The sequence below is a fragment of the Staphylococcus argenteus genome, assembly GCF_000236925.1.
GTDB lineage: Bacteria > Bacillota > Bacilli > Staphylococcales > Staphylococcaceae > Staphylococcus > Staphylococcus argenteus.
Window position 1 is genome coordinate 2,436,603 of sequence record NC_016941.1, and the last position, 25,026, is coordinate 2,461,628.

At 32.9% G+C, this 25,026-nt stretch carries 19 protein-coding genes; 7 read left to right on the forward strand and 12 right to left on the reverse strand.

What is annotated here, in order from left to right; genetic code table 11:
- Nucleotides 1–213: 213 nt before the first annotated feature.
- The 4 genes from SAMSHR1132_RS11975 to gtxA all read right to left on the reverse strand — a co-directional run bounded on the left by SAMSHR1132_RS11975 (nucleotide 214) and on the right by gtxA (nucleotide 5,127).
- On the reverse strand, nucleotides 214–1,947 hold the full coding sequence (locus SAMSHR1132_RS11975; protein ID WP_000486509.1) for an ABC transporter ATP-binding protein: 1,734 nt from the start codon (nucleotides 1,945–1,947) through the stop codon (nucleotides 214–216).
- 24 nt (nucleotides 1,948–1,971) lie between these two features.
- Nucleotides 1,972–3,735 carry an ABC transporter ATP-binding protein gene (locus SAMSHR1132_RS11980; RefSeq protein WP_001064639.1) on the reverse strand — a complete coding sequence of 588 codons (1,764 nt, stop codon included), beginning with the start codon at nucleotides 3,733–3,735 and terminating at the stop codon, nucleotides 1,972–1,974.
- A gap of 763 nt (nucleotides 3,736–4,498) precedes the next feature.
- Nucleotides 4,499–4,606 (reverse strand): type I toxin-antitoxin system Fst family toxin, encoded by a 108-nt coding sequence (locus SAMSHR1132_RS11990; RefSeq protein ID WP_000482653.1) that lies wholly within the window; start codon nucleotides 4,604–4,606, stop codon nucleotides 4,499–4,501.
- Nucleotides 4,607–4,740: 134 nt separating this feature from the next.
- Nucleotides 4,741–5,127: a flippase GtxA gene (gene gtxA, locus SAMSHR1132_RS11995; RefSeq protein ID WP_000779346.1), complete on the reverse strand. Its 387-nt coding sequence runs from the start codon at nucleotides 5,125–5,127 to the stop codon at nucleotides 4,741–4,743.
- 267 nt (nucleotides 5,128–5,394) lie between these two features.
- Between gtxA and SAMSHR1132_RS12000 the strand changes: the two genes are divergently transcribed.
- The 3 genes from SAMSHR1132_RS12000 (at nucleotide 5,395) to SAMSHR1132_RS12010 (ending at nucleotide 8,651) form a co-directional block, all read left to right on the forward strand.
- The gene (locus SAMSHR1132_RS12000; RefSeq protein ID WP_001177027.1) at nucleotides 5,395–6,537 is read left to right on the forward strand and encodes a glycerate kinase; all 1,143 of its coding nucleotides are present in this window, start codon (nucleotides 5,395–5,397) and stop codon (nucleotides 6,535–6,537) included.
- 58 nt (nucleotides 6,538–6,595) lie between these two features.
- Nucleotides 6,596–7,255, forward strand: a complete 660-nt coding sequence (locus tag SAMSHR1132_RS12005; protein ID WP_000831306.1) for a membrane protein — start codon at nucleotides 6,596–6,598, stop codon at nucleotides 7,253–7,255.
- A gap of 184 nt (nucleotides 7,256–7,439) precedes the next feature.
- Nucleotides 7,440–8,651: a multidrug effflux MFS transporter gene (locus SAMSHR1132_RS12010; protein WP_001191960.1), complete on the forward strand. Its 1,212-nt coding sequence runs from the start codon at nucleotides 7,440–7,442 to the stop codon at nucleotides 8,649–8,651.
- A 115-nt stretch (nucleotides 8,652–8,766) separates the two neighbouring features.
- Here SAMSHR1132_RS12010 and SAMSHR1132_RS12015 read toward each other — a convergent pair whose 3' ends face one another.
- Nucleotides 8,767–9,246 carry a GyrI-like domain-containing protein gene (locus tag SAMSHR1132_RS12015; RefSeq protein ID WP_000875877.1) on the reverse strand — a complete coding sequence of 160 codons (480 nt, stop codon included), beginning with the start codon at nucleotides 9,244–9,246 and terminating at the stop codon, nucleotides 8,767–8,769.
- 112 nt (nucleotides 9,247–9,358) lie between these two features.
- On the opposite strand from SAMSHR1132_RS12015, the gene SAMSHR1132_RS12020 reads away from it, so the two are divergent.
- Entirely contained in the window at nucleotides 9,359–10,015 is a 657-nt protein-coding gene (locus SAMSHR1132_RS12020) for a C39 family peptidase (protein ID WP_001080274.1), read from the forward strand.
- A 534-nt stretch (nucleotides 10,016–10,549) separates the two neighbouring features.
- Here the strand turns inward: SAMSHR1132_RS12020 and SAMSHR1132_RS12025 are convergent.
- The gene (locus SAMSHR1132_RS12025; protein WP_000690424.1) at nucleotides 10,550–11,356 is read right to left on the reverse strand and encodes a metallophosphoesterase; all 807 of its coding nucleotides are present in this window, start codon (nucleotides 11,354–11,356) and stop codon (nucleotides 10,550–10,552) included.
- 286 nt (nucleotides 11,357–11,642) lie between these two features.
- On the opposite strand from SAMSHR1132_RS12025, the gene SAMSHR1132_RS12030 reads away from it, so the two are divergent.
- Together SAMSHR1132_RS12030 and SAMSHR1132_RS12035 are read left to right on the forward strand one after the other, a co-directional pair.
- Nucleotides 11,643–13,052 (forward strand): amino acid permease, encoded by a 1,410-nt coding sequence (locus tag SAMSHR1132_RS12030; RefSeq protein WP_000101547.1) that lies wholly within the window; start codon nucleotides 11,643–11,645, stop codon nucleotides 13,050–13,052.
- A gap of 156 nt (nucleotides 13,053–13,208) precedes the next feature.
- Entirely contained in the window at nucleotides 13,209–15,287 is a 2,079-nt protein-coding gene (locus SAMSHR1132_RS12035) for a cation:proton antiporter (protein ID WP_001185672.1), read from the forward strand.
- Between the two features lie 76 nt (nucleotides 15,288–15,363).
- Here the strand turns inward: SAMSHR1132_RS12035 and SAMSHR1132_RS12040 are convergent, their stop codons facing one another.
- The gene (locus SAMSHR1132_RS12040; protein WP_000483057.1) at nucleotides 15,364–17,193 is read right to left on the reverse strand and encodes an APC family permease; all 1,830 of its coding nucleotides are present in this window, start codon (nucleotides 17,191–17,193) and stop codon (nucleotides 15,364–15,366) included.
- Nucleotides 17,194–17,423: 230 nt separating this feature from the next.
- On the opposite strand from SAMSHR1132_RS12040, the gene SAMSHR1132_RS12045 reads away from it, so the two are divergent.
- A complete protein-coding gene (locus SAMSHR1132_RS12045) occupies nucleotides 17,424–18,920 on the forward strand; it encodes a serine hydrolase FLP (protein ID WP_000152894.1) in 1,497 nt (498 codons plus the stop codon).
- Between the two features lie 89 nt (nucleotides 18,921–19,009).
- Here the strand turns inward: SAMSHR1132_RS12045 and SAMSHR1132_RS12050 are convergent, their stop codons facing one another.
- From SAMSHR1132_RS12050 to SAMSHR1132_RS12075, 5 genes are all read right to left on the reverse strand, one after another.
- Nucleotides 19,010–19,861, reverse strand: coding sequence for an NAD-dependent epimerase/dehydratase family protein (locus SAMSHR1132_RS12050; protein ID WP_000034525.1), 852 nt, complete (start codon nucleotides 19,859–19,861; stop codon nucleotides 19,010–19,012).
- A 320-nt stretch (nucleotides 19,862–20,181) separates the two neighbouring features.
- On the reverse strand, nucleotides 20,182–21,117 hold the full coding sequence (locus tag SAMSHR1132_RS12060; RefSeq protein ID WP_000684064.1) for a 2-dehydropantoate 2-reductase: 936 nt from the start codon (nucleotides 21,115–21,117) through the stop codon (nucleotides 20,182–20,184).
- A 239-nt stretch (nucleotides 21,118–21,356) separates the two neighbouring features.
- The gene (locus tag SAMSHR1132_RS12065; protein WP_000381277.1) at nucleotides 21,357–22,757 is read right to left on the reverse strand and encodes an MFS transporter; all 1,401 of its coding nucleotides are present in this window, start codon (nucleotides 22,755–22,757) and stop codon (nucleotides 21,357–21,359) included.
- A gap of 626 nt (nucleotides 22,758–23,383) precedes the next feature.
- Nucleotides 23,384–24,079: an ABC transporter permease gene (locus tag SAMSHR1132_RS12070; RefSeq protein ID WP_031787198.1), complete on the reverse strand. Its 696-nt coding sequence runs from the start codon at nucleotides 24,077–24,079 to the stop codon at nucleotides 23,384–23,386.
- Between the two features lie 2 nt (nucleotides 24,080–24,081).
- The gene (locus SAMSHR1132_RS12075) at nucleotides 24,082–25,020 is read right to left on the reverse strand and encodes an osmoprotectant ABC transporter substrate-binding protein (protein WP_000734093.1); all 939 of its coding nucleotides are present in this window, start codon (nucleotides 25,018–25,020) and stop codon (nucleotides 24,082–24,084) included.
- Between the last annotated feature and the right edge of the window lie 6 nt (nucleotides 25,021–25,026).

Below are 25,026 nucleotides of genomic sequence, written 5' to 3' on the forward strand. Positions count from 1 at the left end.
AGCAATGTTTACAAAGTTTATCAAAGGCGGTCAAACGACCTATATCACCTTCCAAATGATTCTACAACAGCAATATTACACTGATAAATTGAACATCTAAATACACCAAACCCCCTCACTATTTCAGTAGTGAGGGGGGGTATTTAGGTGTTGATTATTTGTCAGCTTTTTTATATCATTTTTCCACTTTTACATTTTATACTAAGTAATTATTTACAATTTCCAGCCTACTGACTTGGCTTTTAACTTTATAAAGTCTTGATACATTCCTGGTTTGCGAATTAATTCATCATGACTCCCTTTTTGAATTATTTCACCTTCGTTGAGCACTATAATCTGATTTGCATTTTTAATAGTTTCGAGTTTATGTGCAATTGTAATTACTGTTTTTCCTTTACTTAATTTATTGATTGCCGTTTGAATCAGCTGTTCATTTTCAGGGTCAATACTCGCAGTTGCTTCATCTAAAATAATTATTGGAGCATCTTTCAATATCGCCCTAGCAATAGATATCCTCTGCTTTTCTCCGCCAGATAAATTACTACCTTTTTCATTTAATATTGTTTGATATCCCTCAGGTAACGACATGATAAAGTCGTGACAACATGCTTGCTTCGCTGCATGAATTATTTCTTCTTTCGTTGCACCTGGATTGCCAAATAATATGTTATTTTCAATCGTATCATTAAATAAATACACCTTTTGAAATACAGCACTAATTTTCGACATTAACGTACTTAATGTCATATCTTTGATATCAACACCATCGATGCGAATACTTCCATCATCAATATCGTAAAAACGTAAAAGCAAATGACATAAAGTAGACTTCCCGCTTCCAGATGGACCGACGATAGCTGTTGAAGTGTTTGCAGCAATGTCAAAACTTATATCCTTTATCACTCGCTTGTCATCATATGAAAAATCCACATTTTGAAAAGCGATATTTTCATTTTTAATCGTTAAATTTTTCCCCTTCTCATCCAATTCTGGGGCATTTTTTATCTTTTCAATATCATCTATCGTTATATCTATCATTTCAAGTACGTGTGCTGCACTATTAATGTTTTCAACACTATCAAAAATTACAAATGAAAAAATTGAAATCATAATGAATGTAGGTAAATCAATAGTATTATGTATAAATAATAAGCATGCAACTAACACAATCAATATCGAAGTAACTTTCAAACTAAGTAAATGTAATAAATTGAATGGAATATATTTCATTTCGATTTTTGTATTAATGCGTTTACTTTCATTGACTGCTTGGTTAAAACTTTTAAGACTCGTATTTTCTTTCGCGAATGACTTTATTACTTGAATACCACGGATAACTTCTACCACTTTTTCAATCAATTGATTTTGAGCATAATGATATGCTGGCGCATTTTGTCGGCTCTTTCTTTCTAATAATTGAATCGCAAAAAATGATAGTAATACACCGATGCATGCTAATAATGCTACTTGCCACGAAACTACAAGCAGAGAAAATATGAGTACCGTAATTAATATGTATCCATTAACAACAACGTCCACCATTTTCATGGCAAAGTTTTCTAAAAAGGTTAAATCTGTAGTAACTATCGTTGTTAGCTCATTTGAATGATGCGAATTAAAATATCCTAAAGGAACGTTTTTTAATTTATCACCAATATTTAAACGTTCATTCGCACTCATTTCATAAGCAATACTCTCATGACTTCTGCTTTTGAAGTATGCTGTTATAAATCGACCCAGTACTAACAAAATCATGATAATTACAATATTTAAAATATCTTCTCCATAAATAGGTTTATGAGATACTACATTATTAAATATTTGTGCCGCTAAAAAAATAGGCAGTGCAATAAATATTGCATTTAAAAATGACATGATAAATCCGAAAATCATTCTTACTTTATATGGTCTTATCCAGTTTAAAATTTTAAATGTAATTTGAAACATATTTTACCTCCTTTTCTCATTAGTCTAATTATGTTCGGTATTGATTCCCCAGTCTTTTGTATACATATGCATATCCCACATTTTCTTGTAATTACCGTTTAATTTAAGCAATAAGTTATGTGATCCTTTTTCTAAAATTTGTTGTTTCCCTAAAACAATAATTTGATTTGCATGTTGAATTGTAGTTAAACGATGTGCGATAACAATCAATGTTTTATCTCGAGTCAACACATTTAATGCTTCTTGAATTTTTTGTTCGTTGTCTGGATCAACATAAGCAGTCGCTTCATCTAATACAATGATTGGCGCATCTTTTAATATCATTCTTGCAATAGTGACTCGTTGTTTTTCACCACCAGACAATTTATCTCCGACTGTACCAACATTCGTATCATATCCATCTGGCAACTTTTTAATAAACTCATGGCATTGTGCTAACTTGGCAGCTTTTTCAATCGCCTCATCCGTAGCTTCAGGATTACCTAATTTAATATTTTCTTTAAATGTAAGATTTAATAAAAAGTTATCTTGTCCAACAAAACCAACTAAATCGTTAAGTTGTTTCGATTCAATATCTTTTATATTTATGCCACCAATTGTAATTTCACCTGAAGTCACATCCCAATATCGTGAAATAAGCTTGGCAATGGTTGACTTACCACTACCAGATGCCCCGACTATTGCTGTGAAATTATTTTCTGGTACCGTAAATGATAAATGCTTAAAGACCAGATTCTCCTTATCATTGTTATATGAAAAGCCAACATTATTAAAAGCAATTTCATAATGTTGAGGCTTTTTGAATTGTGACGACAATACTAACTCATCTAAACTTAATATTTTATTTACTTCAGTTAATGCGTATTGTATAGACTTTAAATGATTTACATAATTAGTAAAATTCTTAATCGGTGCTACTACACCTAAAGATAATACGATACATAGGAAAAATTCCGCATAGTTTAATTGGTTGATAGATATCAAATACATGCCGACCGGTAAAACCCCTAAAAATGTTGAAGGTAATACACTCGTTCCTAAATTCATATATCCCCATGTATTTTTAAACCAATTCAAAGTATGAATCTTATAATTATCTACGGCATCTTTATATTTTTTATACGAACTTTGAGATTGATTAAATGTTTTGATTACCTCAATACCTTCGATATATTCTACAATGGCGCTATTCATATAATGATTCGACTGCATTTGTTCAGCATATGTCTCATTAAATCCAGACATAAGTTTTTTAAAGGCAAACAATGCAATTGGTATCGTTACTAATAAGGCGCAAGCCATACGCCAATCAATGATCATTATGTATAAAAAGATAGTAGCTGATAAGAGTAAGTTTCCAATCACTTCTGGAATCATATGTGCTAATGGCAATTCAATTGTTTCAACTTTATCGACAAATATATTTTTCAATTCTCCGATTTTTTTAGATTCCACTACACCTAAAGGGAGACGCATTAACTTTCGAGCTAACTTTTTTCGTATATGAGACAAAATCTCATAGGCCGTAATATGTGATAGCATCGTTGACGCTCCAAAGCAACACACTTGTGAAATATAAGCAATTAAAGATATAAAGATATAGAGCATAATCGAATTAATCGTATATGTATTGTTAATCATCATTAAAATAATTTTAAATACTGCCCAATAAGGAACTAACCCAGAAAAGACACTGATAATAGATAACAAAATTGATAACATAATTTTCCATTTACTATCAGAAGCAAACCCGCTGAGTATCTTTATCCAATTTATCTGATTGTTCATCGTATATGTAACTCCTTTCAATTAATAATCTAAATTAAGCCGCTTATATTATTTATTTCACTGAATGATATACAAAATATAAATTTGTTATTTGTTAAAAATTAACACTTATTACAAGTACATCATATATCAGTTGATAACGATTATCAATATCATATGAATTTGTGACACATTTCTTTTAAAATTCACAAGGGTGTGGTACAGATATGATAAAGAACCGCTAATGATCTATTATGTAGTGTTTTTTTATCATTGGCCTCAGCTAATGCGTACTTAAAAAATAGGAATACATGAGTAAAGCTCATGCATAAGAAATACTAATTTCTAAAGAAAAAAATGTTTCTTTATCTTTTTGAAATTCTCTCTGTTGGGGCCCGCCAACTTGCACATTATTGTAAGCTGACTTTCCGCCAGCTTCTGTATTGGGCCCCACCCCAACTTGCATTGCCCGTAGAAATTGGGGGTCCAATTTCTCTCTGTTGGGGCCCTGAGTATAGCCTTGTAGAGTCTAGTACATTGATTTGTATCCCAATGTCCCTATAATTGATTATTCGCTTTATCTAATGATCCTATGACTCAACTATTAAATCATTTTTCGAAATACTTAATTCTAATATAATTAAATTCATTTATTGTAATATTGCAAAAATACATTGCACACCTTGTTCATCAATGCTATAATTAGTTACATAATAAATTGAACATCTAAATACACCAAATCCCCTCACTACTGCCATAGTGAGGGGATTTATTTAGGTGTTGGTTATTTGTCACCTTTTTTATTGTTGCGCGTTCGTAACCAATGTGCAAAAAACGCAACAAGACAGCCGCTTATAGCTGTAGTCATGATGTTAATCAATAAATTGAACATCCGTCATACACCTCCTCTCCGCGTTAAAGTAACGCCCGAGATGTTAGGCGACCAATATATTATATCATTTTTTTATTATATTCCACACAATATTAAAGCTCGCGTAAAGTGTTTTTTTAGTAGTTTACGCTACTTTAATTGCTATCTTTTAAAATCCATTTAGATAATACAAATGTGATGGGTATCGTAATAATTAAACCTGCAAATGGCGCAATTTCCGCTGGCAAATTTAGCCAGGATACAAAAACATATAATAAAACTGTTTGTAAGCTTACGTTGACAAGCTGTGTAATTGGAAAACTAATGAACTTTCTCCAAGTAGGTTTTACTCTATAAACAAAATAACAATTCAAATAATAAGAAATCACAAAAGCAATGATAAACCCAGTAATATGACTAATCATATATTCAATGTGCAATAACTTTAACAGCAATAAATAGACAATATAATAATTCAACGTATTAATACCGCCGACAATGATAAATTTTAAAATTTCAGCATGCGTTTGTGTTAGTTTCATATGTGTAACTCCTCAACATCAAAATATATGTATAACTACGTTCTCCAACATACTCGAAAATGCGTGCCAATCCGCTTCTCTTCAAAAATGCTTACTTCAATTTTTATACCCTTTCACAGCAAATTTAGTCTCTTTCCTCTCATCCTTATACGCCATTATAATATAACTGACTTACCACGCGACTTATTAACGCTATAGAGATTGCTTTAGTTCAGGAGTAATTTTATATACAATAAGAGCGACAACAGTAATGAGAGGATGTCTACTATGCAATTACGAAAAATTGTCATCGCTCCTGACTCATTTAAGGAAAGTATGACCGCACAGCAAATTGGCAATATTATAAAACAGGCATTTACTAACATTTATGGAAACACCATTCACTATGATATCATTCCGATGGCAGATGGAGGTGAAGGTACTACAGATGCTTTAATGCATGCAACTGGCGCCACTAAACATACTGTGATCGTTAATGATCCATTAATGCGACCTATTGAAGCATGTTATGCACGTGCTGATGAACAACAAATTGCAATTATTGAAATGGCGGCAGCATCAGGTTTGAATTTATTAGAAAAAGAGGAACGTAATCCTTTATATACATCATCATATGGTACTGGCGAATTAATTAAAGATGCATTAAATCATGGTGCTAAGACGATTATTTTAGGAATTGGTGGCAGTGCGATAAATGACGGTGGCACAGGCATGCTAAGTGCATTGGGCGTGCAGTTTACTGATGTAAACGGGGAATTATTACGGATGAATGGTAAAAACCTTGCTCATATTGCACAAATTGATACAACCAATTTGGACTCAAGACTAAAAGAAGTAACATTTAAAGTAGCATGTGATGTTACTAACCCATTACTAGGTGAACACGGCGCTACCTATATTTATGGCCCTCAAAAAGGCGCGGATACGAAGATGATACCAAAGTTGGATTTCGCAATGTCGCATTATCATGATAAGATAAAATTATGTACAGGAAAATCTGTTAATCAAGTACCAGGTTCTGGTGCAGCTGGAGGTATGGGTGCTGCATTATTAGCTTTCTTCGACACAACATTAACAAAAGGAATTGATATCGTCTTTGACATTACAAATTTTCATCAAAGAATTAAAGATGCAGATCTCATTATTACCGGAGAAGGTCGAATGGATTATCAAACTATTTTTGGTAAGACACCCGTAGGCGTTGCATTAGCTGCTAAACAACATCATATTCCTGTCATCGCAATTTGTGGCAGTCTAGGTGAAAATTATCAAAGTGTTTATGATTACGGTATTGATAGTGTTTTTTCTATTATTTCTTCCCCTAGCTCATTAGGAAACATCTTGCAAAATAGTGAACAAAATTTGTTAAATACTGCAACTGACATTGCCCGTATTTTAAAATTGCGATAATGTCAAAGTATCATACTAAACATACTTAAGCAGTTAAAATCTGGATGAGGTGAAACCCATGAAAAGAACTGATAAATATCGTGATTCTTATCAATATGACAACCAAAATCAACAACATCGCCGTCAATCTGAAGACGCATCGTATAGACAACAAAATGCTAAAAACAATCCCGAGGAACATCCTGAGCGTTATTATAACGGTAGAGATTATCGTAGAGAACAAATGCTCGAAGAAGAAAATGAAAAATCTCGTCGCTCAAAAAAATGGTTATACGTTATTATTGCCATTCTATTAATTGTAGTCGCTATTTTTGTTACACGCGCTTTATTTAACAATGATAGCGATAAAGTTAGCAATGATCCTAAAGTTTCTCAAAATTATAAAAAGCAAGTTGAAAATCAAGATGGTCAGATCAACAAAGATGTAGATAATGCTAAAGACAACATTAAAAACAACCAAAATACTGACGGTCTTATCAAAAGTTTACAAAACCAAATCGACAGTTTAAAGCAACAAGAGCAAAACAAAGCAGACTCTAAACTGACACAATATTATCAAGAGCAAATCAACAAATTAAAAGAAGCAAACAATGCCCTCAAAAACAATGAAAATCAAGGCAAAATCGAAAGCATGTTAAATGACATTAATACAAAATTCGATAGTATTAAATCAAAATTAGACAGCTTATTTAAAGACGACAATAGTGGCGGTAATTAATTATTACGATTTCCACTAAGAATATTAAGCAATTAAGTCCTATACTTTAGCCGTATCATAACTAGATTAGTGATGATACATTGCGAGTATAGGGCTTTTTATATAAACTTGTATTCTAACTACATACAAATCTACACAAAACGTTTATACTTTAACGTAATTATAAAAAATAAGGAGACGGATTATGCAATCTTCGAATTCCAAAACGAAACAGTTTTCATTTTTATTGTTAATCACGTTAGGTGTCATGACAGCATTTGGCCCTCTAACTATAGATATGTTTGTACCATCATTACCTAAAGTGCAAAGTGATTTTGGTTCTACTACATCAGAAATTCAATTAACTCTATCATTCACAATGATTGGTCTAGCACTTGGACAATTTATTTTTGGTCCGTTATCTGATGCCTTTGGCCGCAAACGTATTGCTGTGTCTATTTTAATTATTTTCATCTTGGCATCTGGTTTATCTATGTTCGTTACACAATTACCTCTATTTTTAACTTTGCGCTTAATACAAGGTTTAACTGGCGGAGGTGTTATCGTTATTGCCAAAGCATCTGCCGGAGATAAATTTAATGGTAATGCTCTTGCAAAATTTTTAGCATCATTAATGGTAGTCAATGGCATTATCACTATACTTGCACCTTTAGCAGGTGGATTGGCTTTATCTGTAGCAACATGGCGCTCAATTTTTACAATTTTAACGATTGTTTCATTAATTATCTTAATTGGTGTTGCATCTCAGTTACCAAAGACACCTAAAGAAGAATTAAAGCAAGTTAACTTTAGTAGTGTAATTAAAGATTTCGGTAGCCTTTTGAAAAAGCCAGCATTTATAATTCCAATGCTTTTACAAGGCTTAACATATGTGATGCTTTTCAGTTATTCATCAGCATCTCCATTTATTACCCAGAAAATGTATCATATGACACCACAACAATTTAGTATTATGTTTGCTGTTAACGGTGTAGGACTCATTGTTGTCAGTCAAATAGTGGCACTATTAGTTGAAAAATTACACCGTCATATTTTATTGATTATTTTAACTGTTATACAAGTCGCTGGTGTCGCTTTAATTATCTTGACGCTTGTATTCCATTTACCACTTTGGGTATTGTTAGTCGCTTTCTTCTTAAATGTATGTCCAGTAACTTCAATTGGACCTTTAGGTTTTACGATGGCTATGGAAGAACGTACAGGTGGCAGTGGTAACGCATCAAGTCTACTTGGCTTATTCCAATTTATTTTAGGTGGCATTATTGCACCTTTAGTTGGTTTAAAAGGCGAATTTAATACGTCACCCTATATGATTATTATTTTTATTACCGCCGTTTTATTGGTGAGTCTGCAAGTCATTTACTTTAAAATGATTAAAAAGCAACATTCCGCATAATATGTATGTATAAATAGAACCCCAACATAGACATAAGGTCTTTGAAGGGGTTCTAAAATTTTATTTAGTACTAATAACATTCAAACAATCTAGAAATGTGGAACCTATATATTTATTATTCATTTATCGGCATCCATAGTTCCGTAATATACTGTTCACTCGATGTATCTCCTTCTTGATAATATTCAAAAAATGGTGCTTCTCTAATATTATCACCATGATATTTATGAATATAATTATGCACTTCTTCCATTTTTAGTTGCACAGCATCAGGAACTACACCTTGTGCTTCAAAAACAAAATAAGTTGAACTTGGTAAAGTTGTTAATTCAAAATCATCAGAGACTGAACAATTGTCTATAGTCACAGTAACTGCTATCATGTAAGACATTTTCCCATCAAGTTCTGGTATACAAATACCTAGCAAACCATCTAAATCACCATTATTAGATGCTTGTAACTTTGAAATCGTTCCTTCTGCAAAACATGTTCCCCAAAAATCTGCAATATGTTGTTGTGCTTCACGCCCATTTTCATATGATTTCTTAATTCCCAGCAAAGTTAATTTAGGCAGTTTTATTGTTTTATATTTCATAGAATTCCATCTCCACTTTATTTTTATAATGCCAAACAAATTGATATGACATTTCAAACTTACGATATATAATTATAATTAATATTTACAGAACAAAGGCGAGGATTACATTATGAACCGAAAAATTTTACCAGTTAAACCTATCAGTCAACTATTCCCAATTCCAATGGTTATGGGTTGCGAAGGTGTATCGGCCGCTATGATGTTGCAATATAATAATCAACATATCCCTGCAACAGAAATTATGAAAAATTGGCCTACACACCCGAATAATCCTCATAAAGGATATGTTGGTCATCACTTATTTATTAAGCTTGGCAACTATCATCAAACTATTTTCCCTGAAGCATATGTACCATTTTTACAACAATATAACCCAAATATCGTAGACGGAACTGGTAAATCACTAGATGACCTCAAAAAAATTATCGATCAAGGTCAACCTGTGTTAATTTATCACACAAACCTTGGCTCAAAGCCTTTACTACGTGTATTTCGTTTCGATAACAAACCAGCAAAACAAGTATCCAATATACATGTTACGTTATTAATCGGTTATGACGATCATTACTATTATTATATTGATCCACTTTGGAGTCATATTCGACGTGGTCTCGTACTACCTGCTATTTTCCCTAACCGTAAACAAATTATTAAAATTCGTAAAGAAAAAATGGAATATAGTTTTAATTCACCAGGTAGAAAATGTATTTATGTACAACCTCATTCATATACAATCGTAAACAACCAACAAAATACTCATACATAATTAACGTTATATGTATGAGTGGAACAGAAATGATAGAGAACCATTAATGATTTATTATGTAGTGGTTCTTGGGAGTGGGACAGAAATGATATTTTCACAAAATTTATTTCGTTGTCCCACCCCAACTTGCACATTAATGTAAGCTGACTTTCCGTCACCTTCTATGTTGGGGCCCCGCCGGCAAGGTTGACTAGAATTGAAAAAAGCTTGTTGCAAGCGCATTTTCATTCAGTCAACTACTGCCAATATAATATTATAGAGCTTAGGACATTGTTTTATGTCCCAAGCTCACTTAAAAATAAGAATACATGAGTAAAACTCATGCATAAGAAATACTAATTTCTAAAGAAAAAGTATTTCTTATGTTTTGGGCCCCAACAAAGAGAATTGAAAAAGCTTGTTACAAGCGCATTTTCTTTTAGTAACGACTGCCAATATAACATTGTAAAGTCTAGGACATTTTGAAATGTTCCCTTCAAAGTAGACATTGAGATAATGAAAACTTTGAAGGGAGCATTTTGTCTTAGACGCATTTTATATTTCAAGTATTTGCATTGTTTCATTTATTTCCTGGTAAATATCTTCAGTGCGCCATTGTCTAGGATAACCTAAACATGGACAAACAAAATGCCTACCTTTTTCAATCAAATTTTTTCTAAAATGAACATGTCCCATCACACTATATGAAATATCAAATAAATTGTATAAATCATTAAAATCACTTGTCCCAATATAAGCATTGTAAAAATCAAATATACGATGTGGCGTTGGGACAATAAATTCAGCATGAGTCACGACATGCGTAACTAATATGATTCGACGCGCTCCAACTTTCTGTATATCTTTCCTTACTTGTGTTGCCGCTTGTTTGGATAGTTGTTGATCAGATATCCCCCACGAAACCCGTTCTTTATCTTGCCATGTCGCACCGTAATACTTACCCTTTTGTAACTGTTCTAATGAAAATCGTTTCGCAGCATAGCTATAATCATACCAAGCAGTGTGTCCAACAATCGCCCACTCATCATTAATAATATACGGATGTTCAACCAAGCATTGTGACATACATTTGTAACTATCCCATATTTCTTGTGTCGATGTGTCCTCCGTATTCCATAAATCGTGGTTCCCCGGAACAAAACGTACTAATGTATCTAAATTTTGCGTTAATTGCTCAATAAAATGACTAGTCAATTTAAAATCATTCGAAATATCTCCTGCAATCAACAAGATATCTATATTTTTACTTTTAACAACTTCTATTAAAGTTTTTAAGTAATCCAATGGCTTTAATCGATTATGGCGATCAATATGTAAATCAGCAATAACACCTATCTTCATACCCATACCTTCTTTTCATAAATTGAAATGACATTCATTATGTCACAAGACAACGCGGATTGATACAAAATAGCTTAATTCTCGATGACTATTTATATTTTTGCATTATAACTTATATCTTTTCACAAACTTGATAAGTTTTAGTTATCATAACTAGACATATCAAATGTTTTTTCTTATATTTAAAAAAATAATTGCTTTATTTAATGGATTTCTTTAGTATTTATAAATAAGAAAACGCTTACACACAACTTTTTTTATTTGCTTTATCCTGAGGAGGAAAAATATGGCAAGAAAATTGCATAGAGAGTTGAATAACAGACACATCCAATTGATAGCAATTGGGGGCGCAATTGGAACTGGGTTGTTCTTAGGATCAGGTCAAACGATATCTTTAACTGGTCCATCACTGTTATTCACATACATGATTATTGGGGTTGTATTATTCGCTTTTATGCGTGCATTAGGCGAATTGTTGTTGAGCAATACAAGATTTAATTCATTTGTTGATATTGCAAATGAATATTTGGGACCATTTGGTGGCTTTGTCATTGGCTGGACATATTGGTTATGTTGGATTGTTTCAAGTATGTCTGACTTAACTGCCATGGGACAATATTTTGCCTTTTGGTATCCACAAGTACCTAACTGGATTACTGTGCTCTTTATTGTTTTAATTTTAATAAGTTTCAACTTATTAGGTGCCAGATTATTTGGTGAATTAGAGTTTTGGTTCTCTATTATTAAAGTTGTTACCATTATTGCGATGGTTATCGTCGGACTTGTACTTATCTTTTTCTCATTTAAAACACATTATGGACATGCATCATTCACAAACTTAGTCAGCCATGGTGGTATGTTCCCCGGAGGAACGTTTGGTTTCTTAATGTCATTCCAAATTGCTGTATATTCATTCATTGGTATTGAGTTAATTGGTGTAACTGCCGGAGAAACGAAAGATCCAGAAAAAACATTACCAAAAGCAATTAACAATGTACCTATTCGTATATTATTATTCTATATTGGTGGTCTTTTAGTAATCATGTCAGTTATCCCATGGAATGATATCGATCCAGATAGCAGCCCATTCGTTAAACTATTCACTTTAATTGGTGTACCTTTTGCCGCTGGTGTCGTCAACTTTGTCGTACTAACTGCAGCTGCGTCAGCAACAAATAGTGGTATTTATTCAAATAGTCGAATATTATTTGGTTTATCACAACAAGGATTAGGTCCTAAAGTTTTAAATAAAACAAACAGTCACGGTGTACCATACTTATCTATGTTTGTATCATCTTTCGCATTACTTATTGCAGCATTGTTAAACTACATTTTTCCTAATGCGATTCAACTATTCATATACGTTACAACACTATCAACGGTACTATTTTTAGTGGTATGGGCGATGATCATTGTTGCTTATATTATGTATCTGAAAAAGCATCCTGAGGCACATAAAAATAGTAAATTCAAGTTAATTGGTGGTAAACCGATTGCCTATATTATTTTGGCATTCTTCTTCTTTGTATTCATCTTACTATTCTTTAGTGATGAGACAAGAGCAGCCATCTATATTTCGCCGTTCTGGTTTATATTCTTAATCTTTTTCTACAAAAAATATAAAGCGAATGCCGAAAAATTAGCTGAAGAACAGCGTCAAATAGATAGCGGTCATTTCAGATATGATAATAAATAAGGTAGTTATAGAGCTCTAGTATTTATTCAATGAATGCTAGAGTTTTTTATATTAAGAAAATTTTAGTGGAAATAACATCTCTTTTTTTAATAAGTCTATGTCAATATGCCTTAAAAATGATAAAATATTAACTATTAAAATTTTGAGGAGTGTACTATGGCGTTATTAGAAGCTTTTTTAATATTTATCTTTGCTGTCATTATCAGTTCAATCATTAATAATCGTTTCCCACAAATCCCTACTGCGTTTATTCAAATCGCACTAGGTGCTATCGTATTTTTAATTCCGATAGATGTTGATTTCCAATTTAATTCAGAAGTATTCATGTTCGCCGTTATCGCACCACTTCTATTTGTTGAAGGCACCCATGTGTCACGTACAAAATTATTAGAATATCGTAAACCTATATTACTAATGTCAATGGCACTTGTATTTGCAACTGTTGTAGGTGTAGGCTACTTTATACATTGGATTTGGCCAGCATTACCTATGCCAGCTGCCTTTGCAATAGCTGCTATACTATGTCCAACTGATGCCGTTGCAGTATCAGCGATTACACGTGGAAAGTTGTTACCAAAAGGCTCAATGACGATTCTTGAAGGAGAATCTCTTCTCAATGATGCAGCAGGTATCATTTCTTTCAAAATTGCCGTTACAGCATTAGTAACAGGGACTTTCTCATTATTCCAAGCTGTTGAGCAATTTATTATTTCAACTGTATTAGGTGTATTGATTGGGGCAATCATTGGTTTTGTCATCGTAAGAGTTCGTGTAGACTTAACTGCAAATAAAGGTTTAAAAGATAATAACACATTAACATTCATTCAATTATTAACGCCATTTGTCGTTTACTTTTTAGCAGAACAAGTTCATGCTTCAGGGATTATTGCAGTCGTTGTAACTGGCCTTATTCATGGTTTAGAACGCGATCGTTTAATTAAAGCGCAAACAGAACTTCAAATGAATTACCATCAAATTTGGAATACATTTAGTTATGCACTAAACGGTTTTGTATTCGTTGTATTAGGCTTTATGATTCCTACTGTTGTTATTGATATTATCAAAACAGAACCTGAAAACTTTTCATTTTTAATTTTAATTACTGTGTTAATCGCATTGGCCATTTATGTTTGTCGATTTGCCTGGGTTTATTTCTGGTACAAAGATTTTTATTTCCCGAAAAATATTCAATCATATCTAGATGATGATCATGATTCACATGAAACACCACCCTCTCGTGGACGTTACGCTTTCATCATGACTATGTGTGGTATTCATGGAACAATTTCATTATCTATGGCATTAACGTTACCTTTCATCATTACAAATGGACAAGCATTTGAATATCGTAATGACTTATTATTTATCGCTTCACTCATGGTATTAATCAGCTTAGTCTTAGCGCAAATTGTATTACCTTTAATTACACCCGCTATTCAAGAAGATTCATTTAAAGGTATGACATACCAATCTGCCAAAATTTTCATTGTTCAAAAAGTAATTGAACACTTTAATAATGAAAGCAAAAAAGATAAAAACAATACGAATTATCGTCCAGTATTAAATCAATACTTCGGTGAATTGTTATTTTTATTAAATTCAGAACCTGAAAATAAAAATACGAAAGAACTGAAACGTTTAGAAGATATAGCAAAGAATATAGAAACATCAACACTTGAACGATTAATTGAAAAAGGTAAAGCGACATCTCAAGATATTAAAAATTATCATGATATCGTTGAACTCACTGAAACTCATCGAACATCATCAATTATTGAAAAATTTTCTAACTTCTTTAAAATGTTTTGGTTGCGTCTTAAAACATTTAAACACAACAAAGCTATTGATAGAGAAACAAAAGCACAAGAATATGAAAATGCCTTTAAAGATGTTCAAAAAATGATGCGTATTGTTAACCATAATATTATTTTACGCTTAAAAGAAGAGCAGAATAGTACAAATGTACTTGAAGTAAGTTTAGTCATCAACCATTATTATGATATGAGTCGCTCATTAAAATGGCGTGCACAACGTCGCAAAGAACGTCAAGAAAATCGTAATCAAATAATTCCACAAGCTATTTTTCATAATCACAAATTGGAAGCATTGTATTTACAACGTAATCTTTTAGATGAACTTATTCGTCGTAACAAAATTAACAATGTTGTTGCCGCGCAAATACGCGAGAACATCAACTATAATGAAATCGTCTTAGCCCTACAGTCCAAAAACTAAATAAGATACTAAAACACCCGCTCATATGAGAAAATGTCATGATCATCTCATATGAGCGGGTGTTATTATGTTCATATTATTTTTTAAGTTTAAATGGAATCGTACATACGTTAACATTCTTTTGGTAAATCAAATACAATTTCATACGCAAACTTGTTTGATTGTGTAATAAATTGTGCCAACGCTTCTTCGTAATAAACTCCGGAATCACTACTGTAATCATATAGTTTTGATCATTTGCTTTACGGTTAATCTTATCAATAAAGCGAGAAATCGGACGTATAATACTACGATATTCTGAATGTAAAATAACTAATCTTACATCAGGGAAATGTCGTTTCCATTTTTCTTGGAATGCCTTTTCATCCTCATCGCCAAATGATACATGTACAGCAATCACATCATTATTTGCGAGCATCTGTGCATAATAAATCGATTTGTCTACTGCTGTAGTAATACTCGTAATTGGCACAATCGCTAAGTTACGATCTACTACTTCAACATTATGAACATCTATATCTGAACGAAGTTGCTCTGCAATGTCGCGATAATGTTTGTTAATTTTCAAGAAGAAAATCACCACGAATGGTAAGAATATAAGTATCGGCCATACTTGGCTAAATTTAGTTATGAGTAAAATCATAAAAACAATAAATGTTACGATACCACCGAGTAAATTCACTGATAACTTACTCACCCAATTCTTCGGACGTTCATGTATCCACTTAATAACCATTCCAAATTGTGCTAATGTAAATGGAATAAATACACCTACAGCATACAATGGAATTAAATTTTCAGTCATACCATCAAATACAATGATTAAAATTATAGCTAGAACGCCTAAAATAATAATTGAATTGGAGTAACCTAATCGATCTCCTCGAACGGTAAACATTCTTGGCATATATTTATCTTTTGACATTGACGCAGCTAACATTGGAAATGCTGTAAATCCAGTATTCGCCGCTAACACTAAAATCATTACAGTGGTAGCCTGTACAAAATAGAAGGCAGCATTATCACCAAAAATTTGCATTGCTAATTGTGATAAAACTGTCGTTTCAGTTTGTGGCATAATACCATATACATAAGCTAAACCTACAATCCCTACTAATAAAAACGCTAAAATTGAACCCATAGCAATTAGCGTTTTCACAGCATTTTTGGCACTTGGCTCTCTAAAATTCGTTACTGCATTTGAAATAGCTTCAACACCGGTTAATGATGAAGCCCCTGAAGAAAATGCTTTTAATAATAAGAATAATGTAACACCAGGTACCGCTGTTCCTACAGACGCATGCATATGTGGTTGAATATCACCAGTTGCAACGCGAATCGTTCCGATTAATATAAGTATTACTAACCCTATAATAAATAAATAAACCGGATAAGAAAGTACTGTTGCGGATTCTGTTAATCCACGTAAATTTAATATTAAAATAAAAAGCACAAGTAAACATGCAATTAAAACTTTATGGTCATATAAACTTGGGAATGCTGCAACAAATGCATCTGCACCAGACGATATACTAACTGCAACAGTCAATATATAATCAACTAATAATGATCCGCCTGCAAGTAAGCCCCACTTTTCTCCTAAATTCGTCTTCGACACCATATAAGCGCCGCCACCTTTAGGATAAGCATAAATTACCTGTCGATACGACATAATTAATGCAGCCAATAAAATAAGAACTGCACCGGCAATCGGCAATGTATACCAAGTCGCAACTGCACCTACTACAGACAATGTGATTAGTATTTGTTCCGGCCCATACGCAACTGAAGACAATGCATCTGACGAAAGAATCGCTAACCCTTTAAACTTTGAGATTTTTTCGTCTTTTAATTCTCTGTTTTTTTTAGGTTGCCCTATAATAAGTCTTTTAAATTGATTGAACATAATCTCCTAATCCTTTTTATACTTTTTGATGGATATCACTATACGCTTATCTTGTCGAAAAGTATAGTGCGTTTATTGATATTTCGAATGTAATTATACACTTATCGAGCTATATTGCATCGAAAAATATTGTAAATATACATCCTAAGTCAACAATTTGCTCTGAACTGTTATAATAAAATATAATTCAATACATATTAGGAAAACCATTATCAAATGAGGATACATTTATGACTATAAAAAAACTCTATATTCTATCTATCTCATTCATTATTCTAGTCGCGATATCCGTTATCATTTTCTTGTCAATTCACAGTAACACAAAGACGCAACTAACAAATGATTCACAGAAACAAATTGATACAATTATTCGTCACGATTTACAGCAAGGTCATATACCAGGTGCTTCTGTATTAATTATAAAAAATGGTAAAGTCTTTTTAAATAAAGGTTACGGCTATCAAAATATTGAGAAAAAAATAAATGCAACACCATCAACGAAATATGAAATTGCTTCTAATACAAAAGCATTTACAGGACTGGCAATTTTAAAATTAGCACAACAAAATAAATTAAACTTAGATGATCCAGTTTCAAAATATGTCCCTCATTTTAAAATGAAATATGACGGTCAAAATGAAGACATCACGATCAAACAACTTTTAGCTCAAACAAGTGGTATTCCTAGTAATATAACGAGCGAAGATTCTGTTACTAGTAAACGAAATCAATTAACAGATGTGGCGAGTGCTATTATGGGAGACGAACTTCACCATAAGCCAGGCGAGGAATTTGAATACTCAAATATGAATTATGATCTATTAGGCTTAGTCATCCAAAATGTCACAAAGCAATCATATACACAATATATGACAGACCATTGGCTTAAACCACTTCATATGACACACACGACATTTAAACAAACAAATGATAAATCTAAGCATGATGCTATTGGATATGAATTACAAGGTTCGAGCCCTGTTGTCTCAAAGCCTGAGTTTAATCATTGGGATACACCTTCTGCTTATATGATGACTTCGACAGAAGATTTGGAGCATTGGATTAAATTTCAACTTAATCCACCTGATAAATATAAGCAGTTAGTTCAGCAATCTCATAAAAATTTATCATCAACTATTGGTGAACCTAACGCTAATGCCTATGCATCTGGTTGGTTTACAAATACTGATGAAGATTTAGTCTTTCATTCCGGTACGTTAGATAACTTTTCATCATTTATTTTACTCAATCCAAAAAAATCATACGGTATTGTCGTACTAGCTAATTTAAATTCTGACTATGTGCCTAAGTTAGTTGAACATCTTAATACACAAATAGTTAACAACACACACTATACTACTGTTGCTTCAACGCTGAATCATTATAAAGGACAATTCAATATTGTGACGGCTGTTATGACAACATTTATATTGTTAGCATTTTTATTTACGACCTATCGTGGTTGGCAAATGCGCCATGGCCAAATTCTTTTGCGTAGGTCAAAACGGATTGCTGTATTGAGTTGGTTATCATTATGCATATGTATTGCTTTAGCAGTAGCGCTTTATGCAATGCCATATTTAATTTTAGGTAGCAATAATTGGTCTTTTGTACTGACTTGGTTACCAATAGAAATTAAATTAGCACTAATTACAACATTAATTGCATTATTCAGTACATTAATTGTAATTCTGTTATTCCTTCATACAAAGATAACGAAGACATAATAAAAAGACTTGTTCGAACCGTGCGTTTGATAATATATCATCCACAATTCGACCAAGTCTTTATTTTTATATATTAAACGAAAAAATGATTATTTAATTGGATTCATGCCGTCTTTCCATGTTTTATAAATTAAAGTGCCACCTTGTGCTTTGAACTTATCATTACTCACACCACGCTCAAATGGTTGTGCAGGTTGAATATCAATACTTGGTTCAACACCTAGTTGCGCTTTATACCATTCTGCAAATTCAGATCCTTTTACAGGTTCATCATCAGCAACATTGTAAATACCATTTTCAAAATTGATAGCTTGAATAGATGTTTCTACTGCGTCATCAAGATGGATAAATGATGTTACACCATCTGATAATGTTACTTGTCCATCTATAAATTGATTATAAATCATACCATCTTTACCGTACCAAGTTCCTGGTCCATATAACCAACCAAAGCGCAAGACAACATATTCATCCATACGTGCTGTTTCTTCTTCAAGACCCACGACACCATCAACTGTTACTTTTCTATCTCCAGTTGAATTAAAATCAAGTGGTGTTTCTTCAGTTGCTAAACCTTCGCCAGGTTCATACATAAAGGCAATACTTTGTGCAATGACTTTTTTCACGTCATGCTTTTTAGCTACATCAATTAAGTTTTTAGAGCCTTCAATACGTACTTTAGTATTTGCTGCCATATCGACATTTTTCAAATCAGTAATTTGATTGATAATTATCTCTGGTTTAAAGTCAGCTACTGCTTGTTCAATTGTATCAGCTTTTAAAATATCACCAATATATGCTTTTACACCAACTGCTTCTAACTTGCGTTGACCATTCTCAGAAGTAGTAAAACCAGTAACCTCATGCCCTTCTTCTTTTAGTCTTTGAACTAATTTAATACCTATTAAGCCTGTTGCACCAGTCACAAAAATTTTACTCATTATAAACACCTTTTCTCTATTTTGTCTTATAATTACTTGCTTGATGAGTGTACAAAATTCATGCCAGACTTCCAAATAATTTGCCTCAAATTTGTTAACAGTATCATTATAAAAACTGTCTTGACAATGCTATTAGAGGCCGGGACATAAATATACGTGAAATCTAGATTAAGCCGAAGATAAATAAAAAAACAGCAGTAAGATAATTTCAATTGGAAAGTACCTTACTGCTGTCCTCTATTTACTACATTTCACTTTTAATAATGACCTTGATTTTCACATTGTCGTCATTAATTCGCAGCCACACCTAAAAGCATCAATTAATCTTGTGCTTGTCGCTGACTTTCTTTAGCATGTATTAAATCCGTAATAAATCTATTCACAGGTGCTTCTATATGACGTTGCTTTCCTAGGGTTGCAACAGCACCATTGATATAATCAATTTCGGTTTTTCTGTTATTAACAATCAAATCTTGGTACATGGAAGGATAGTGTGCACCTACTTTATCATTTAAGCCGATTAAATATTCAAATACTTCATCAACATTTAAATGAACGTCATCTATGGTTGCAACATGTACTATTTCCTGTGTCAATTTATAAATTAAACACTTTGCATAACTACTTTCATTTAATGCTGCCATATTACATTCCAATACGGTGCTTAAGGCATTTGCTGTACCATTAACGCAAATCTTCTTCCAAATTGATTGATGTAAATCTTGACTAATAACGCCATTTAATCCTGCATTGTTAAGAATTTCAGCAACTTTTACAACGTTTTCTTTACCCTCGCCAACTAACGCACCTATTTCAACCGGCCCGCTACCAAGCAAGTGACTATGTCCTGGACTTTCAAGACCTGCAGTCCATGTTGTGACACCTCTAACAATTTGTGATTCAGCAACATATTGCGAAATAATTTCTTCATGTTTCAAACCATTCATTGTACATACGACGATTGTGTCATCATTAATATGTGATTTCATGGCATCCATCACTGATTTTAATTGCATAGATTTTGGAAACAGAAAAACAATATCATAAATACTATCTTGTGGTTGTTCATTTAAATGATACATTGGGATATTTAATACAAATTTTTCGCCATTAATCGTTATATTTAACCCATGCACTTTTACCGCTTCAACATGAGAAGTATATCCATCAATAAGTGTTACATCATATCCTGTTTGAAATAATTTGGCACCAAAGCCACTACCTAATGCACCCGATCCAGCAATTGCAATTTTCATACTGTAAACCCCTCTTCATCGTTGTCGTTCATTTTTAAAATACTACTTTCGTATATAAGCGTCAATTCGAAAATTATTTACAAACAACTATAATAAGATATCCTTATTATCAATAAAATTACACCTAATACTGAACATTGTCGTCCAATATTAGGTGTGGATTCATAAACACTTCAAATTTTGCTACAAAATCAAATCGAGTAAAGTTCCTTATACCATTTATATCTTCAATATTTTAATTATAAGTTAGTTTGATTTTTGGGAACTAAAAATAGAATAACTAAGAATGCAATGACCGCTAATATGACATTAAACAACATGCCAGAAAAACCGCCCAAATGTAAATTTAAATTTGATGCTAAAACTGTATAAATCGTACCAGATACTGCTACACCAAATGCATTTCCTAATGATGAAGCCATTTTATAAACACCTGAAGCTACACCTGATTTGTCATCTGGTGCACTCGCAACTGCAGTGTCTGTAGAAGGTGTAGCATACAATCCTAAGCCCGTACCAAACAGTAAGTAGCCGAGAATGCTAGACACGATATACCACATTTCAGGTAAAAATGTTAATGACAATAAGATAAGCCCAATTACTGTAAATCCACTACCTAATAATAGTGGACGCTTCGGACCAAACTGAGTTAAAATCTTTTCACCTACACGGATCATTAACAATACTGCAATTAAATATGTCAACGAGATATATCCTGTTTGAGATGAATTAAATCCTAATTGTTGCTGATAATAAGTATTAATGACGATTAATGCACCACCAGCAACACCATTTAATAGAAAGTTAGATATTGTCGCCCCACTGTATCCTCTATTTTTAAAAATAGAAAAATCAACAAGCGGATATTTAATTTTATTTTCATAGTAAACAAAACCGATTAATGACAAGATAAAAATAACAATTAAACTTAGTATCATTGGTGAAACTAAACCGAAATGAGATGTCTGCGTAATAATCACGTTAAGACTTAACATTGTCACCACTAAAATAATTAAACCGATAACATCAAACTTTTTCGTTTCACCTTTCAAACTTTTTACCGGTTCAGCTTTAGTTTCAGGTGCATGTTTAATTAAGTACATAGACAATAATGTTAAGAGTATCGATACAACAAATATCGAACGCCATCCAATATATGTAGCCATTAATCCACCAAACAACGTACAAATACCACTACCGCCCCAAGAACCAATTGACCAGTAACTTAAGGCACGTTGTCTGCGTGTTCCAATATAATACTCATTTATAATGGCAAGTGTCGCAGGCATAATGCATGCTGCAGACAAACCTTGAATTATTCTACCTATAATCAAAAATGCAGGTAACGGCGTTATTATAATAAGCAATGAACCGATAACATTTAAAATAAGGCCCACATATGTAATTTTAACGCGTCCCATCTTATCAGCTACATCACCAGCACCTACGATAAATAGTCCAGCGAAAAGCGCTGATAAACTAACTGCAATATTTATCGTACCAACGTCACTACTGTATGTCGTTTGCAAAGGGACAACAAGATTGACAAGTGACTGTGCGAATAGCCAAAAGGTAATGACACCTAAGACAATACCTAATAACAAACGATTGTCACCTCTAAATTGTTTCGAAGTGTCCATGAAATAGAAAAGCCTCCTAAGTTATAAAAAACAAATTTTTAATATGATATATTAAGAAACAATATCATAAATTTGCAGATAATTATAAATAAAACATTTCAATTTTTAGCATTTTTACAATATTAGAGTTTATTTATACAAAATATTTCAGGATAATTATTGCTATTTTAGTGTAAACGCATACATTTTTACGAAGAAAAAAACATACTAATTTCTAAAGAAAAAGTATTGCTTTATTGTTGTAACCCCAACTTGCATTGTCTGTTGAATTTCTTGTTGAAATTCTCTGTGTTGGGGCCCCGTCCCCCAACTTTCATTGTCTGTAGAATTTCTTGTTGAAATTCTCTATGTCGGGGCCCCGTCCCCCAACTTGCATTGTCTGTTGAATTTCTTGTTGAAATTCTCTACGTCGGGGCCCCGTCCCCAACTTTCACATTAATGACAGCTGACTTTCCGTCACCTTCTGTGTTGGGGCCCCAGTATTGAAAAAAAGCTTGTTCCAAGCGCATTTTCATTCAGTCAACTACTACCAATATAACATTGTAGAGCCTAGAACATTGATTTGTGTTCCAGACTCTATTAACGCTTTTATAATATTTAATTTTATTCCAAACCTACCGCACACATTACATGTTTATTCCTTGTGGTCGATGCTTTGATTGCGACTTTTTATGACGTGTCGTGGGATCTAAACGTCTTTCTAATATTCTTAATAGGACATCAATGACGATTGCAATAATTGCAATTGGGATTGCTCCTGCTAGTATAAATGTTGTGCCGTCAGTCGCATTTGTACCTCTTATCACAATATCACCAAGAGTTGGTGCACCGATAAATGACCCTACAGCAACAACACCTATAGCCACAACTAATGCAATTCTAATACCACCAATAATGACTGAAACCGATAATGGTAATTCAATCATTCGTAATACTTGGTTTCGTGTCATGCCCATGCCTTTACCAGCATCTTTAATATTCACATCAACACTAGCTATTCCTGTATAAGTATTTTTAATAATTGGCAATAAAGCATATAAAAATACTGTTAATACGACTGTTTCTGCACCTAATCCCATAACTAGCATTAAAATAGCAAGCATTGCAATAACTGGTACTGTTTGAATAATATTTGCGATTGTAATTACAAATCCAGATAATTTAGTATATCTCGCAAGTAAGATACCTAATGGGATGCCGATTAACGATGCAAATAGCACACCATAGACCGACATTAATAAATGCTTGAAAAATAAATCCCAAAGATAGCCAAAATTCATGGCATAATAATGAAACAATTGCTGTAATAAATTTCCTTCCATCATTAATGACCACCTTTCTGATTTTCAAAGTAGTGATGCTTTTTCAGAAATTCTTCAGCAACTACTGCTGGTTCTTTACCTTTTCCATCCGCTTCATAATTCAATCGTTGCATCTCTGAAGTTGAAATTTTGCCATCTAATTTATTAATTATCTTTTTAAGTTCTGGATGCTGACGTAACAATTCATTTGTAGCAACCGCACTGGCAGCATATGGAGGAAAGAAATGTCTGTCATCTTTAAGTACTTTTAAACCATATGCAGCAATTCGACCATCAGTAGAATATCCTAATGCAACGTCTAAATTCCCTGAACTTAATGCATCATATACTAATCCGATTTGCATCGGTCTTACTGTACCAAAATCAAAACCATATTCTTTTTTAAACCCTTGGTAGCCATCTCCCTTACGATTCATCCAAGAACTATCCATGCCTAAACGTAAATCTTTACTATATTTTTCTAAATCTGAAACTTTCTCCAAATGATATTTTTTAGCAGTTTCTTTCGTTACCATAAAGGCATACGTATTCGCAAAACCATATGAATTGAAAAAAGTTTGATCAAATTTCTTTTGAAAACCTTGTTGTGTCACCATCATAGCTTTCTTAGGATCTTTGATTGGTTCTTCTTTTAAAACACCTGTTAAATCTGTGCCATTATATCTAACTCCCGAAATATTGGCATCTCCATTAATCAATGCATTATGCTGAATCGTACTTGATCCTAAATTATTAACTAACGTTGGCTTAATCTTGCCATTCGTATCATGTTCGATTAATAGTCGCAGCATATGTGAAATAATTTGAGATTCACTTGTCGACAATGCAGTTATTTTGACATCATTTTTCGTACTTTTACTACCTAGTCCCGGCAAACTACATCCAGATAAAACGGCGAGAGATAATACAAGCACGACTATCATACATTTTAGTTTCTTCATTATCTT